The organism is Demequina sp. NBRC 110052 (assembly GCF_002090075.1).
Classification (GTDB): Bacteria; Actinomycetota; Actinomycetes; order Actinomycetales; family Demequinaceae; genus Demequina.
The window spans coordinates 1,454,662-1,469,071 of the sequence record NZ_BBRI01000002.1; the positions used below are offsets into that span (position 1 = coordinate 1,454,662).

Consider the following 14,410-nt stretch of genomic DNA (forward strand, 5'->3'; position numbering starts at 1 on the left):
GCCGCGGAGGTGATCGGCTCCTCGTCAGGCATGGTCGGCCCCCGCAGCCGCGGTCTCCGGCACCGCGACGCCCATGGTCACCCGCACGACCGAAGATCCGGCGGGGTGACTCGCGAGGGCTTCCGGCACATCGGCCGCGACCGCAGCGGTGATGAGCACCTGGCTCGCCTCGGCCAGCCGTGCGGCCAGGGCATCGCGGCGGCCAGCATCCAGTTCGGCGAACACGTCATCGAGGATCAGCACCGGCTCGCCGTCGGGGTCGCCATCGGGTCCGCCTTCGGCGGTGAGCAGCGCGTACGTCCCGAGCCTCAGTGCCAGCGCGCACGACCAGCTCTCGCCGTGGCTCGCATACCCCTTCGCGGGCATCTCGCCCAGGCGGATCTCGAGGTCATCGCGATGCGGGCCGACCAGGCTGACGCCCCGCTCGATCTCCGTGGGACGCAGATCTCGCATCCGCGCAAGCATGACTTCGGCCAGGCGCGCCGCCTCGACGTGCGACCCCGGACCGTCCTCCTCTGGCGACGCGTGCTGCTCGGTCCGTTCAGCGTCGGGCCTGCCCGACGCTGGGCTCAGGTCCTCCTGCCAGGTCGCCCGGTACGAGACGAGGCAGTCACCGCCGTCCGGCGCGACGTCGGTGTAGGCGTCCCGGACGTGTGGGGCGAGAGCGGCAACCGCCCGCCGACGTGCGGCCACGATGCGACCGCCGAGCTCAGCCAGCTTCTCGTCCCAGATGTCGAGCATCGTGAGATCGCCGCGTGCGTTGCGGGCCGTCTTGAGCATCGAGCCTCGCTGCCGGAGCACGCGCTCGTAGTCGGCGAGGTCGCCCGCCATGGCGGGTTGCAGGCCGACGACCAGTTCGTCCATGAACTGCCTGCGCCCACCAGGATCGCCCTTGACCAGCGCGAGATCTTCGGGAGCGAACACCACCGTTCGGAGGATTCCCACCAGATCGCGAGGTCGCGCCTGGCCCCTATTGAGACGCGCGGTGTTCGCCTTGCCTGGCACGAGCGTCACCTCGATAGCCAGCGCGCGGCCCGCCTTCTCTATGCGTGCCCCGACGATCGCGCGCGGCGCGCCGAAGCGGATCAGTGGCGCATCCGAGGCGACCCGATGCGAGGACAGGGTCGAGAGATAGCGCACGGCTTCGACCACATTGGTCTTGCCCTGACCGTTGCGCCCGACGAGCGTCGTCACCCCTGGTTCCAGCGGCAGATCCAGATGCTCGTAGCTGCGGAAGTCGGCGAGCTGGAGGTGGGTGACGCGCATGCCCTACGAGGCGATGCGGATCGGCACCAGCAGGTACCGGAACGCGGAGGCGAGTTCACCGTCGGGCTTGTCCAGCCCGATGAACTCGACCGGCTTGGTCTCCTGAGTGAAGCCGAAGCGCACGTACTCGGTGCCGAGGGCGCCGAGCCCGTCGAGCAGGTACTGCGGGTTGAAGGCGACAGTGATATCGCCGCCCTCGACAGTGGCCTCGAGCGCCTCAGACGCCTGGGCGTCCTCGCTCTGCCCGGCATCGAGCGTGACCTCGCCCTCGGCGAAGGCGAGACGCACCGAAGAGTTGCGCTCGGCGACGAGCGACACGCGTCGCGTCGCGTCGATGAGGTCCTGGGTCCGCACGACCGCCGTCAGCGGGCTCTCGTCGGGGAAGAGTCGGCGCACCTGCGGGTAGTCGCCGTCCATCAGTAGCGAGGTGGTCACCAGACCGCCGGCCTCGAAACCGACCAGGTCCACGCCCTGACCGGAGCTCAGGGCAACGGTCACGTCCCCCGCGCCGAGAGCCTTGGCCGTCTCGCTCAAGGTCTTGGCCCGCACGAGTGCGACCGAGGAGATGTCGGACGCGGACGGCTTCCAGCTCAGCTCGCGCAGCGCGAGACGGTAGCGATCGGTGGCGAGCAGCGAGATCTGAGAGCCCTCGATCTCGACGCGCACGCCCGTGAGGATCGGCAGGGTCTCGTCGCGCGATGCCGCGACGGAAACCTGAGCGACTGCGTGCTGGAACTCGGTGCCGTCGATCGTGCCCGACTGCTCAGGCATGGAAGGCAGGTCCGGGTACTGGTCCACGGGCATGGTGGCGAGCGTGAAGCGCGAGGCGCCGCAGGTGACCGAGACCTTGGTGCCGTCCAGCTCGAACTGGACCGGCTTGTGCGGAAGCGCGTTCGCGATGTCCCGCAGCAGACGGCCCGAGACGAGCACCTCGCCCGCGGACTCCACGTCGGCAGGGAACTCCCCGCGCGCGGACACCTCGTAGTCGAAGCTGGACAGACGCACGGTGCCCGAGGCGTCGGCCTCGAGGTGGACGCCGGCGAGGACCGGAACGGGCGGACGCGCCGGGACGGCGCGCGAGGTCCAGGCCACGGCGTCGGTGAGCACGTCGCGGTCGACGGAAAACTTCATCGGGTTCTCTCCTTGGCTTCTGGGGGAAAGACTACGCCAGATGGGACGCGCGTCCAGGGGGTGGTGAGAGCGCGTCCGATGCGCGGGGCGCGGCGCGTCATGAAGGTCGGATGGGGATGGATAACAAGAAAGTACGGGAAGTAGTCATAGGGGCGGTGGAATCTGGGGAGAACCTGCGATCGCCCAGGTACGGATGCGAATCATGATGTGCATGAAACGTGGATCACGCTGCGGATGGGTCGCAGGAGGTGGTGGAAGGCGTCACGCGAATCACAGGTTCCTGTCATTTCTCCACACTTCGTCCCTGGTGGATGACTGTGTCGTTCACAAGTACTCACAGGGTTTTCCACATCTGTGCAAGGCGTACCTGACTGTGGTATTGCGACAAGTGTGGGAAAGCGGCGGGACCGCCATGGAACTCCGCAACAGCGTCGGGCGCAGCCGGGAAGCGGCGTGGCTCAGCTGCGCGACTGCTGCTTGATGCGCGCGTGGATCTCGTTGACCTGGTTGTACATCTGACGACGCTGCGCGATCTGGTCCTCGACCTTCTTGACCGCATACATGACCGTGGTGTGGTCCTTGCCGCCGAAGCTCTCACCGATCTTCGGAAGTGAGAGGTCCGTGAGCTGGCGGCACAGGTACATGGCGATCTGACGCGCCGTCACGAAGACTCGCGATCGTGAGGTGCCCGTGAGCTCCTCGATCGAGATCCCGAAGTAGTCGGCGGTCATGCCGATGATCGCTCCCGCGCTGATCTCCGAGTCGTCGTCGCTGATGAGATCCTTCAGCACCACCTGCGCCAAGGTCAGATCGACGGGCTGCTTGTTCAGTGCCGCGAACGCGGTGACTCGGATCAGCGCACCCTCGAGCTCGCGGATGTTGCTCGTGATGTTCGAGGCGATGTACTCGAGCACGTCTCCGGGAGCCGCCACGTCGTCCGCCTGCGCCTTCTTGCGAAGGATCGCGATGCGGGTCTCGAGGTCCGGCGGCTGCACATCGGTCATGAGACCCCACTCGAAGCGGGTGCGCATGCGCTCCTCGATGCCGTCGAGGTTGCGAGGGCTGACATCCGAGGTGATGACCACGTGCTTCCCGGCGTTGTGCAGCGCGTTGAACGTGTGGAAGAACTCCTCGAGCGTCTGCTCCTTGCCCTGCAGGAACTGGATGTCATCGATGAGGAGGACATCGACCTCGCGATACGTGCGTTTGAACGTCAGGGAGCGGTCGTCGCGGATGGAGTTGATGAAGTCGTTGGTGAACTCCTCCGAGTTCACATACCTGACCCGGGTCTGCGGCTTGATCTGCCTCGTGTAGTGGCCGATCGCGTGGAGCAGGTGCGTCTTGCCCAAGCCGGAGTCGCCGTAGATGAAGAGGGGGTTGTACGTCTTGCCCGGGCTCTCGGCCACGGCGAGCGCCGCGGCATGAGCGAAGCGATTGGACGAACCGATGACGAACGTGTCGAACGTGTACCGCGGGTTCAGGTGCGGGTCCGGCACCGGCTCGGCCTCCCGGGCGAGAGACTCGCGCCGAAGTCTCTGATCCACAGGAGGTGGTGGCGTCTGGTCGCCGCCCTCAGGAACGGGAGTCTCACTCGGAGTCAGTGAGCTGTCCACCGTGACGGCGATGCGGATGTCGCGCCCGATCACCTCGGACAGCGCCTCGGTGATCGGACCGCGTAAGGTCGTCTCCACGTAGTTCTTCGTGAAGTCCTCGGCGACGGCGAGGAACACGTTTCCCTCGACCACGACGAGGGGAGTGACGAGCCTCAGGAACGAGCGGTGCTGCGTGGAGATCGAGTCGTCGGCCGCCAGCAGCGTCAGCGCGCTCTTCCACACCTCTTCGATGCTGGGTGTGGCGGCCTCATCGGTCACCCGAACCACTCCTTCTGCTTAGTCGTCCACAGGTTTGTGCACAGGCCGTTGAGACTACGTCATAGAGTCGTAACCCGGGAAGCGGCGTGTCGCTCCCTACCCCTCAAGCCATTGTGCGGGAGCCTATACGTTTCGGGTCATCCCGGCGATGGGTGCTGTGCAATTTGACCCAGGCGGTCCTGGCGCGTAACGTTGGTGCGCTGATGTGACCTCATCCCCCTGAACTTTCTTGGAGTACTGCCGTGAGCAAGCGGACCTTCCAGCCGAACAACCGCAAGCGCGCTAAGACGCACGGCTTCCGCCTGCGCATGCGCACCCGTGCCGGCCGCGCGATCCTCGCGTCGCGTCGCCGCAAGGGCCGCGGCAACCTCTCGGCCTAAGTGCTGGCGGCCGGCACTCGACTGCGGACGGCGGCGGACTTCGAGTCCGTGATGCGCCGCGGGTCGAGGTCCGGACGCAGGACCGTCGTGGTCTACCTCGCGCAAACCGGCGATGCCTCGAGCATGGCCGGTTTCGCTGTTTCCAGAGCAGTGGGGGGCGCCGTGGTACGCAATCGAGTCAAGCGGCGACTCCGCGCGATCGCCGCCGATCTTCTTCCCACCCTCCCCGCCGGAACGGGCCTCGTGGTGCGCGCGCTGCCCGCGTCGGCGTCGGCGTCGTTCGCCGCACTCCAGAGGGACGTGTCCGACGCGGCTTCCTCCGCCCAGCGAAAGGCCCGCCAGTGAACACCGTCCGACGCGTGCTTCACGGCATCGCCGCAGTGCCGCGGCTCGTCCTCATCGGCCTGGTACGTGTCTACCAACTGGTGGTCTCGCCACTGCTCGGACCCCGCTGCAAGTACTACCCCTCGTGCTCCCACTACGGTCTCGAAGCGCTCCGTCGCCATGGAGCTCTCAAGGGCACGGCACTCGCGACGTGGCGAGTGCTGCGCTGCAACCCCTGGAGCCACGGTGGCGTCGACGACGTCCCTCAGGTGGGGGAGCCGTTGTTCAGGCGCGCCCCCGCCGCTCCTCATCAGGACCTCCACGCTGTAACCTCGACGCCAGTCGACCTCAACGAATAGGCACACTTCCTCATGGCATTCCTTGACACGATCCTCTACCCGCTCGAGTGGGTGGTCGCCAACGTGATGGTGATCTGGCACCAGATCCTCGAGTTCCTCGGACTCGATCCGGCCGCGGGCATCACCTGGGCGCTCTCGATCGTGGGACTCGTCGTCACGATCCGCATCGCCCTGATCCCGCTGTTCGTGAAGCAGATCAAGGCATCCCGTGCCATGCAGGTGATCGCGCCGGAGCTGCGCGAGATCCAGAACAAGTACAAGAACAAGAAGGACCAGGCGTCCCGCGAGGCCATGAGCCGCGAGACCATGGAGCTCTACTCCAAGCACAAGACGAACCCCTTCGCCTCGTGCCTGCCGATGCTCATCCAGGCCCCGATCTTCTTCGCGCTGTTCCGCGTCCTCAACTACTACCTCGAGGGGGACAAGGGCGAGATCGGTCTGCTGACCCAGAACCTCATCGACCAGGCAGCATCTGCCACGCTGTTCGGCGCGCAGCTCAACGAGACCTTCCTGACCCCCGGCAGCAGCACCGAGGCGAAGATCCTCTCGGCGGTCCTGATCGTCGCGATGGTCGCCACCACCTTCCTCACGCAGCGTCAGCTCACGCAGAAGAACATGCCCGCCTCCGCGCTCGAGGGCCCGATGGCTCAGCAGCAGAAGATCCTCATGTACGTGCTGCCGTTCATCTTCGTCATCTCCGGACCTAACTTCCCGGTCGGTGTCCTCATCTACTGGACCACCACCAACCTGTGGACCATGGGGCAGCAGTTCTACGTGATCCGACGCAACCCCACGCCCGGTTCCGAGGCCGAGCGACGGCTCAACGAGCGCAAGGCAGAGAAGGCGCGGCGCAAGGGTCTAACCATCGAGGGCACAGGCTTCGACATGACGGCCGAGACGGACACCAAGCCCACCGGCGGACAGCGCCAGCAGCCCAAGCGCAAGAACCGCAACAAGGGCGGACAGCGCCCGCAGCAGGGCGGCGGCAAGCCCGATGCGGGCACGGGCGACGACGCGAACGGCGACGGTTCGGACGGCGACTCCGGCAAGTCCAGCTGATCCAGATTCAGACCACGCGCGCCACGCGCGCCACAGACCGCCGCGAGGACGCGGCAGAAGCGAGACAACATGAGTGACGAGAGCATCAAGCGGCTCGAGGCAGAGGGCGACGCTGCGGCAGACTTCCTCGAGGAACTGCTCGACATCCTCGACATGGACGGCGACATCGATATCTCCGTCGAGGCCGGCCGTGCGAAGGTCGCGGTCGTGCCGGACGGGCCCAGCCAGGACCTCAAGCGGCTCGTGGGTCCCGAGGGCGAGGTGCTCGACGCGCTGCAGGACCTCGCGCGGCTCGCCGTGCAGTCCGAGACGGGGGAAGTCAGCCGGCTGATGCTCGACATCGCCGACTTCCGCGCGGGACGGCGTGAGAAGCTCGCTGAGCAGGCCCGTGAGGCCGTCGCGAAGGTGCAGGAGTCGGGCAAGCGAACTGAGCTGCCGCCCATGAATGCCTTTGAGCGCAAGGTTGTCCACGACGTCGTGCTCGCGGCCGGGCTGGGCTCGGAGTCGGAGGGCGAGGACCCGCAGCGCTACGTGGTGGTGCTCCCGGCCGAGTAGCCATCGGAGGTGATCGCGTGACGCGGTCGCTCCAGTCGATTCGTTCGTTGCTTGCGCGCCGTCGGCCCGAAACCCCGGGCTGGCGGCGCGCTAGTGTTTCACGTGAAACAGGAGGATGGGAATGACTGACGATCGTGCACCGGGCGACGAGATCGATCCTGCGCTGCGCACGCTCGACGGCGACCCTCTGCATGGAGCGGCCGCGGTGCGCGACTACTTCGGCGACGTCTACCCCCGAGTGCTGGCCTTCACGGAGATGCTCGCCGACCAGGGCGTGCTGCGCGGCCTCATCGGCCCGCGCGAGTTGACCCGCGTGTGGGAGCGGCACATCCTCAATTCCGCCGCAGTGGTGCCATTCCTTGGGCCTGGCGTCACGGCAGATGTCGGCTCCGGGGCAGGCCTTCCAGGGATGGTCATCGCCGCCATGGAGCCTGAGCGGTCCGTGGTGCTGATCGAGCCCATGGAACGCCGGGTGCAGTGGCTCCTGGAGTCCGCGCGGGAGTGTGGCATTGAGAACGTGACTGTGCTGCGCGGTCGTGCGGAAGAGGTGCGCGAGTCCGTCGAAGCAGACGTGATCACGGCGCGGGCGGTGGCGAGCATCGACAAGCTGGTCAAGTGGTGCGCTCCCTTGCTGTCGGAGCACGGCAGCATGGCACTGCTCAAGGGGCGGTCCGCGGCCGATGAGCTCGAGCGCGCGAAGTATGCGCTACGCAAGCATCACCTGGCAGGAGAGGTGCTGTCGGCCCCGACTCTCGAGGGACTCGAGCCGACCACGGTGGTGCGGCTGAGTCGCTGAACTCAGCGCGGAGCGCTCGCTGGGAGCGCTGCGGTGAGAGGTACGCGACGACCGCGCAGGAGGATGACGTTGATTCTGGGCTCCGGAGTCCGCGCAGCCCGAGTCGGCTGTCCGTCTCAGATAGCGAATGTTTCACGTGAAACGCGCGGGCACCGGGGTTGTTCCCCTGGATTCTCCACCGAGATATCCACAGCGCATCTGTGCGGGAAACGACGGTTGTGCACCGTCTCTGTCCACAGACGTGGGCGGGGGCCTGGCACCGGGAGGGGCCGCGAGGAAGATAGCCGGAGCGCGTCGAGGTCCGCCGTCAGGAGCGCGCGGACCCCACTGCGCGATAGTCTGACTACCCCAGTGGCGTCGGTCGTTGACGTCCATGCTTCGGCTTTCCCGCTGGGTGGCGCGCGCTGACTGTTTCACGTGAAACATGGCGCGCGGATGGGCGGAGCGATGAGGTCACCAGTCCTCAGTGCTTCGCGACACGAGGGGGCGTCCGAGAATGGCGTTCCTCCGAGTTGAGTGTGAGTGGGCGCGCCGCGATAGACGCGGTCAGCGCCGGGAGAGGGGCTGCATGTCCGGCCGCCCGATGGACACGATCGGCACTGCAGTGGAGAGATGACGAGGAGCCTGTGTGACTGACAACCACGAGAACGCCCCGGTGAGTGGCGCAGCTGACGCATGGGCGGGTGACGTGGCGCGCCCCGTGGTGCCTTCGGCGCCGAACCGACGGCCGTCGGACTCGGGCTACGGCGCGCCTGCCTCGGGCACGGGGAATCTTCCGCGCGAAGGCGGCGGTGTTTCACGTGAAACCACGGAGTTTGTGCCGGGGGACGACAGCCCCGTGGGGCGTGAGCTGTGGGAGACCGAGCAGTTGCGTCGGAGCCTTGAGGATGCAGATTTCCCCCGCCCGTCGTCACCGCGCGTGATCACCGTGTCAAACCAGAAGGGCGGCGTCGGCAAGACCACCACGTCCGTGAACGTTGCCGCGGCTCTGGCCAGCCGGGGAGCGAACGTGCTGGTGATCGACGCGGATCCGCAGGGAAATGCCTCGACCGCATTGGGAGTGGAGCACCGCTCGGGGACACCCTCGATCTATGACGTGCTTCTCGACGACGTGCCACTGTCTAGGGTCGCGCAGCGCTGCCCGGATGTGCCCACGCTGTGGTGCGTGCCAGCGACCATCGACCTTGCGGGAGCGGACATCGAGCTCGTCTCGGTGGTGCGTCGCGAGTTCCGTCTCCACGACGCCGTGCAGCAGCTGCTCAAGGGCGCGGGCAAGGATCTCGACTACATCTTCGTCGACTGCCCGCCGAGCCTGGGCCTCCTCACGCTGAACGCCATGGTCGTCTCAACCGAGGTGCTGATCCCCATTCAGTGCGAGTACTACGCGCTCGAGGGCCTCACACAGTTGATCAAGACCGTGGAGATGGTGAAGAAGCACCTGAACCCGCAGATCCATGTCTCGACGATCGTGCTCACGATGTTCGATGGACGCACGAACCTGGCCCGTGAGGTCGCGGGAGAGGTGCGCTCGCACTTCCCCGAGCAGACGCTCGAGCAGACAGTGCCGCGTTCCGTGCGCGTGTCAGAGGCCCCGAGCTTCGGACAGACGGTCATCACCTACGATCCCGCGTCGAGCGGTGCCGTGGCCTATCTTGCGATCGCGCGTGAAATCGCGGCTCGCCACTTTGCCAAGGAAGGACAGCAGTGAGCAAGCCGAAGCGTGGCCTCGGACGGGGCCTCGGAGCACTGATCCCCACGGAGGCCGAGGAGACCGCGGCGCCGTCGCAGCGCCCCTCCGATGTGTTCTTCGCCGGCACCGGCGCGATTCCCCAGGTTTCCGATGACTCGCGTCCAGTGGCGTCCGACGTGGACGAGGAAGACGCCCCGGACCTCGTGCCCGTTCCGGGAGCGCGGTTCTCACACATCGATCCGCATGCCGTCGTGCCGAACCCGCGCCAGCCGCGCACGGTCTTCGACGAAGAGGCGCTCGCTGAGCTCGTGGGGTCGATCAAGGAGATCGGCGTCCTGCAGCCCATCGTGGTGCGGCCGAACCCTGCGGGTGAGGGCTACGAGCTGATCATGGGCGAGCGGCGTCTGCGCGCGTCGAAGGAGGCGGGTCTCGCGCAGATTCCTGCGATCGTCCGCAGCACGGATGACGTGGACATGCTCCGAGACGCGCTCGTGGAGAACCTGCACCGGAGTCAGCTCAACCCGCTCGAGGAGGCGGCTGCATATCAGCAGCTCCTCGATGACTTCGGTATCACTCATGAGCAGCTCGCGACCCGCATCAGCCGCTCTCGCCCGCAGATCTCGAACACGCTGCGTCTGCTGCGCCTGCCCCCTCTGGTCCAGCGCCGAGTCGCAGCCGGCGTGCTCTCGGCGGGGCACGCGAGAGCGCTGCTCGGCCTCGACGATCCCGCGGCCATGGAGCACCTCGCGCAGCGCATCGTCGCGGAGGGCCTCTCGGTCCGCGCCACGGAGGAGGCGGTGACGCTCGGCGTCGCTGCGCCCAAGGAGAAGAAGGGTGCGGTGAGGGCCGGAACCCGCACGCCCGCGCTCGACGACCTGAGCGCGCGTCTCGGCGACCGTCTGGACACGCGTGTCAAGGTGCAGCTGGGACGTTCGCGAGGAAAGGTGACGATCGACTTCGCCACGGTCGAGGACCTCAACCGCATTCTGGGAATCATCGCGCCGGAAGACCCGGGAGTCTTCCAGGGCTGACCCGTGTTCAAGGACTGACTGAAGACCGTTCCCCTACCAGGGGCGATGGACGTCAGGCGCCGCGGTGGAGCGCCGTCTCGAGCATGTCGCGGTACAGTTCGCCGAGGTCCAGACCTGCGGCTTCGGCCGCCTGCGGGAAGAGCGACGTCTCCGTCATGCCGGGCGTGATGTTGATGTCGATCACCTGCGCGCGACCCTCCTCGTCGAGGATGATGTCCACGCGCGAGAGGTCGCGCAGATCCATGACGCGGTGTGCGGTCAGCGCTGCTTCGGAGACGGCGTCGGCTTGAGCGGCGTCGAGCCGTGCGGGCGCGTAGTACTCGACGCGGCCAGGGTTGTAGCGCGCGTCGTAGTCGTAGGAGCCGTCGTAGACGACCTCGACGCCTGGAAGCGCGTGGGCGTCCTCGCCGGTGCCCACGATGCTCACTGCCACCTCGGTGCCCTGGACTGCGTGCTCGATGAGCGCCATGTCTCCGTACGCGTAGCTGTGCACCATCGCCTTGGCGAGCTCGTCGCGCGTGCGAACGATGCTCACACCCAGGGCCGAGCCGCCGCGGGCTGGCTTCACGACCAGGGGTAGGTCGAACCGCGCGACGATGGCGTCGAGCATCTGCTCGGCGCCCACCTCGCGGAACAGCGACTGGGGGAGGGTGACGTAGTCAGGCGTGTGCAGTCCGTGGCGGCTCATCACGGCCTTGGCCACTGCCTTGTTCCACGCGACGCGCGCGGCCTTGGACGAGGTGCCGACGAACGGCACGCCCAGCACCTCGAGGAGCGCCTGCAGCGACCCGTCCTCGCCGGATGCGCCGTGCAGCAGCGGCCAGACGATGTCGACGCCCGAGTCGCGCAGGTCAGGAATGAGCGCGTGGTCCACGTCGTGGATCGAGATCTCATCGACGTGGGGCCGCAGCGCCTCCTGGACGCGTCGCCCCGAACGGATGGAGACGTCGCGCTCGTGGGACAGGCCGCCTGCCAGGATCATCGCGTGCATGTCGGGTCCTCTCGGGGCTTCTTCGCCGGGTCGTCAGTTGAGGTCGGGTGCGGGGAAGTCGACGGTCTCGCCCGTCGGGCCGCCGGAGGTGCCGAAGATCTCGACCGTCTCCATCTCGGCGTCCACGACGGTGGCGAGCCGCCGGATGCCCTCGCGGATGCGCTCAGGCGTGGGATAGCAGTACGAGAGGCGCATGTGGTCGGTTCCGGAGCCGTCGAAGAAGAATGCGGAGCCCGCGACGTAGGCGACGCGGGCCGTGATGGCGCGCGGCAGCATGGACTTCGCATCGAGGCCCTCGGGGAGCTTGACCCACACGTAGAAGCCGCCGTCAGGAACGTTCCAGGTGGCCTCGGGGATGTGCTCCTGGAGCGCGGAGATCGTGGCGTCGCGTCGCTCGCGGTACTGCTCGCGGAAGCTCTTGATCTGCCCCTGCCAGTCGTGGTGGTCGAGGTAGCTGCGGATGGCGAGCTGGCTCGCGTTGGAGGGCGAGAGGATCGCAGCCTCGGAGGCGAGCACGAGCTTCTCGCGGACGGCGTGCGGCGCCACGGCCCACCCGACGCGGAAGCCAGGCGCGAAGGTCTTGGAGAAAGACCCCAGGTAGATGACCCCTTCGGGGTCCATCGAGCGCATCGCGGGCAGCGGATCGCGGTCGAATCCCAGCAGTCCGTAGGGGTTGTCCTCGAGGATCAGCACGCCGTGGCGACGGCAGATCTCGAGCACCTGCACGCGCCTCTCGAGCGACAGGGTCACGCCAGCGGGGTTGTGGAAGTTCGGCACGGTGTACAGGAACTTCACGCGGCGGCCGGCGGCCGCGAGGCGGGTCAGTGTGTCCTCCAACGCGGAGGGGATGAGCCCGTCGGCGTCCATGGGGACGTGCACCACCTCGGCCTCGCGAGCGCGGAAGACCCCCAGCGCGCCCACATATGAAGGTGCCTCGGCGACGATGACGTCGCCTGGGTCGATGAATATGTTGGTGACGAGGTCCAGGGCCTGCTGCGATCCGGTGGTGACGACGACGTCGTCGGGATGCGCGGAGATGCCCTCGAGCGCCATGACGTCGAGGATGCGCTCGCGCAGCCCCTCGTCGCCCTGCCCGGAGCCGTACTGGAGCGCGACCTCGCCCTGCTCGACGACGAGACGGCGCATCATCTCGCCGAGCTCCTCGAGTGGGAGGCCCCCGATGTACGGCATACCGCCGGCCAGCGACACCACCTCGGGGCGGCTGGCGACGGCGAAGAGAGCTCGGATCTCGGACGCGCGCATCTGATGTGCGCGTGCCGCGTAGGACCCGTACCAGGGGTCGAGCCGCGTGCCGCCGGTGTCCGAGGTGCTCATGTGCGCAAGTCTCGCACGTCGGCGCCGGTGTCCAGTAGTCGGCACATGGGCCGCAAAGCAGCGAGGTGGCACCTCATGTGAAGTGCCACCTCGCATGCCCGACGCTCGGGCAGGGTCATGCCTGCGTCTACGCGGAGGCGGGGGCCCCCGCGAGCACCTCGTCGAAGAGACTCACCAGGGCGGGCTTGGGCTTGGCGCCCACGACGGAGCGCACGAGCTCGCCACCGGCGAAGAAGGAGAGCGTGGGGATCGACGTGACGCCGTACGCCTGCGCGAGCGAGCCGTTGGCGTCGGTGTCCACCTTGACCACCTTGATGCGTCCCGCGTACTCGGATGCGAGCTCCTCGAGGATCGGCGCGACGGCGCGGCACGGCCCGCACCACGTCGCCCAGAAGTCGACCACGACCGGGAGGTCGGACTCCAGGACCTCGGCCTTGAACGTGTCCACGGTCGCGGCGACGGGAACCGCCGGAGCGGCCGCGGCGGGCGCCTCGACCGGGGCGACGACCTCCGCAGGGTCGCCGGCAGCGTCGGCCAGAGCGTCCAGGTAGTGCTGGGCGTCAAGCGCGGCCGCGCAGCCCGAACCGGCGGCAGTGATGGCCTGGCGGTACCGCGAGTCGACGAGGTCGCCGCACGCGAACACGCCGTCCACGTTGGTGGCCGTGGTGCGGCCCTGCACCTGGACGTAGCCGGCCGCGTCGGTGTCGATGACGTCCTTGACGAGCTCGGAACGGGGGATGTGACCGATCGCGACGAACAGTCCGGTGGCGGCCAGCGTCGTCTCCTCGCCGGTCTTGACGTTCGCGACGCGCACGCCCGCGAGCTTGTCGCCGCCGTCCAGTCCGACGACCTGGGAGTCCCACACGAACTCGATCTTGGGGTCTGCGGCGGCGCGGTCGGCCATGATCTTCGAGGCGCGCAGCTCGTCGCGGCGGTGCACCAGGTAGACCTTGCGGGCGAAGCGCGTGAGGAACGTGGCCTCCTCGACGGCGGAGTCGCCGCCGCCCACCACGACGACGTCCTGGTCGCGGAAGAAGAAGCCGTCGCACGTGGCGCACCACGAGACGCCCTTGCCGCTCAGTCGCTTCTCGTCATCGAGCCCGAGCTCGCGGTACGCGGAGCCCGTGGCGAGGATGACGGCGTTGGCCGTGTAGGTCTTGCCCATGCCGGTGGTCACGGTCTTGACGGGACCCTCGAGCGCGAGCTCGGTCGCGTCGTCGAAGATGACCTCGGCGCCGAACCGCTCGGCCTGCGCCTGCAGCGTCTCCATGAGCTCGGGTCCCTGGATTCCCTCCACGAAGCCGGGGAAGTTCTCCACCTCGGTCGTGTTCATCAGCGCGCCGCCCGCGGTGATGGAGCCCGCGATGACCAACGGCTCGAATCCTGCGCGCGCGGCGTAGATCGCGGCGGTGTAGCCGGCGGGGCCGGAGCCCACGATGATCAGGTTGCGGTTGTCGCTCATGCTGTACCTCACGTATCGAATGGCGCCGATGGATGCGCCACGGTCTCCAACAGATGCTAGTCGGCGCGTGTTCCCGAGCCGACCCTCGGGCGCAAGATTCACTCAATCATCATTGAGCGTCCCCGATGATTCGTCGCCCCCGCGCGCGCGGATGGGGCGC

At 67.6% G+C, this 14,410-nt stretch carries 14 protein-coding genes; 8 read left to right on the forward strand and 6 right to left on the reverse strand.

The features are described from left to right. Positions 1–24 precede the first annotated feature (24 nt). The 3 genes from recF to dnaA form a co-directional block, all read right to left on the reverse strand. A complete protein-coding gene (recF, locus tag B7K21_RS07030; RefSeq protein WP_084074583.1) occupies positions 25–1,266 on the reverse strand; it encodes a DNA replication/repair protein RecF in 1,242 nt (413 codons plus the stop codon). Positions 1,267–1,269: 3 nt separating this feature from the next. Further along, a complete protein-coding gene (gene dnaN / locus B7K21_RS07035; protein WP_084074590.1) occupies positions 1,270–2,397 on the reverse strand; it encodes a DNA polymerase III subunit beta in 1,128 nt (375 codons plus the stop codon). A gap of 458 nt (positions 2,398–2,855) precedes the next feature. Next, positions 2,856–4,268 (reverse strand): chromosomal replication initiator protein DnaA, encoded by a 1,413-nt coding sequence (gene dnaA / locus B7K21_RS07040; RefSeq protein WP_373994279.1) that lies wholly within the window; start codon positions 4,266–4,268, stop codon positions 2,856–2,858. 242 nt (positions 4,269–4,510) lie between these two features. Here dnaA and rpmH point away from each other — a divergent pair, with 242 nt between their 5' ends. The 8 genes from rpmH (at position 4,511) to B7K21_RS07080 (ending at position 10,462) form a co-directional block, all read left to right on the forward strand. Next, positions 4,511–4,648, forward strand: a complete 138-nt coding sequence (gene rpmH / locus B7K21_RS07045; protein WP_084074592.1) for a 50S ribosomal protein L34 — start codon at positions 4,511–4,513, stop codon at positions 4,646–4,648. Then, positions 4,649–4,993, forward strand: coding sequence for a ribonuclease P protein component (rnpA, locus tag B7K21_RS07050; RefSeq protein WP_084074595.1), 345 nt, complete (start codon positions 4,649–4,651; stop codon positions 4,991–4,993). It begins immediately after the preceding gene. Then, a complete protein-coding gene (yidD, locus tag B7K21_RS07055) occupies positions 4,990–5,331 on the forward strand; it encodes a membrane protein insertion efficiency factor YidD (protein WP_234989207.1) in 342 nt (113 codons plus the stop codon). Before rnpA ends, yidD begins: the two co-directional genes overlap by 4 nt. A 12-nt stretch (positions 5,332–5,343) precedes the next feature. After that, positions 5,344–6,390, forward strand: coding sequence for a membrane protein insertase YidC (gene yidC / locus B7K21_RS07060; protein WP_084074598.1), 1,047 nt, complete (start codon positions 5,344–5,346; stop codon positions 6,388–6,390). A gap of 69 nt (positions 6,391–6,459) precedes the next feature. Next, positions 6,460–6,945, forward strand: coding sequence for a R3H domain-containing nucleic acid-binding protein (locus B7K21_RS07065; RefSeq protein ID WP_084074601.1), 486 nt, complete (start codon positions 6,460–6,462; stop codon positions 6,943–6,945). Between the two features lie 121 nt (positions 6,946–7,066). Continuing rightward, positions 7,067–7,741 carry a 16S rRNA (guanine(527)-N(7))-methyltransferase RsmG gene (rsmG, locus tag B7K21_RS07070; protein WP_084074604.1) on the forward strand — a complete coding sequence of 225 codons (675 nt, stop codon included), beginning with the start codon at positions 7,067–7,069 and terminating at the stop codon, positions 7,739–7,741. 628 nt (positions 7,742–8,369) lie between these two features. Continuing rightward, a complete protein-coding gene (locus B7K21_RS07075; RefSeq protein WP_304441283.1) occupies positions 8,370–9,449 on the forward strand; it encodes a ParA family protein in 1,080 nt (359 codons plus the stop codon). Continuing rightward, on the forward strand, positions 9,446–10,462 hold the full coding sequence (locus tag B7K21_RS07080) for a ParB/RepB/Spo0J family partition protein (RefSeq protein ID WP_084074607.1): 1,017 nt from the start codon (positions 9,446–9,448) through the stop codon (positions 10,460–10,462). Before B7K21_RS07075 ends, B7K21_RS07080 begins: the two co-directional genes overlap by 4 nt. 52 nt (positions 10,463–10,514) lie before the next feature. On the opposite strand, the gene B7K21_RS07085 is transcribed toward B7K21_RS07080, so the two are convergent. The 3 genes from B7K21_RS07085 to trxB all read right to left on the reverse strand — a co-directional run bounded on the left by B7K21_RS07085 (position 10,515) and on the right by trxB (position 14,250). Then, the gene (locus tag B7K21_RS07085; RefSeq protein WP_084074610.1) at positions 10,515–11,453 is read right to left on the reverse strand and encodes a D-alanine--D-alanine ligase; all 939 of its coding nucleotides are present in this window, start codon (positions 11,451–11,453) and stop codon (positions 10,515–10,517) included. A 33-nt stretch (positions 11,454–11,486) separates the two neighbouring features. After that, on the reverse strand, positions 11,487–12,788 hold the full coding sequence (locus B7K21_RS07090; RefSeq protein WP_084074612.1) for a PLP-dependent aminotransferase family protein: 1,302 nt from the start codon (positions 12,786–12,788) through the stop codon (positions 11,487–11,489). A gap of 127 nt (positions 12,789–12,915) precedes the next feature. Then, positions 12,916–14,250, reverse strand: coding sequence for a thioredoxin-disulfide reductase (trxB, locus tag B7K21_RS07095; RefSeq protein WP_084074615.1), 1,335 nt, complete (start codon positions 14,248–14,250; stop codon positions 12,916–12,918). Positions 14,251–14,410 lie beyond the last annotated feature (160 nt).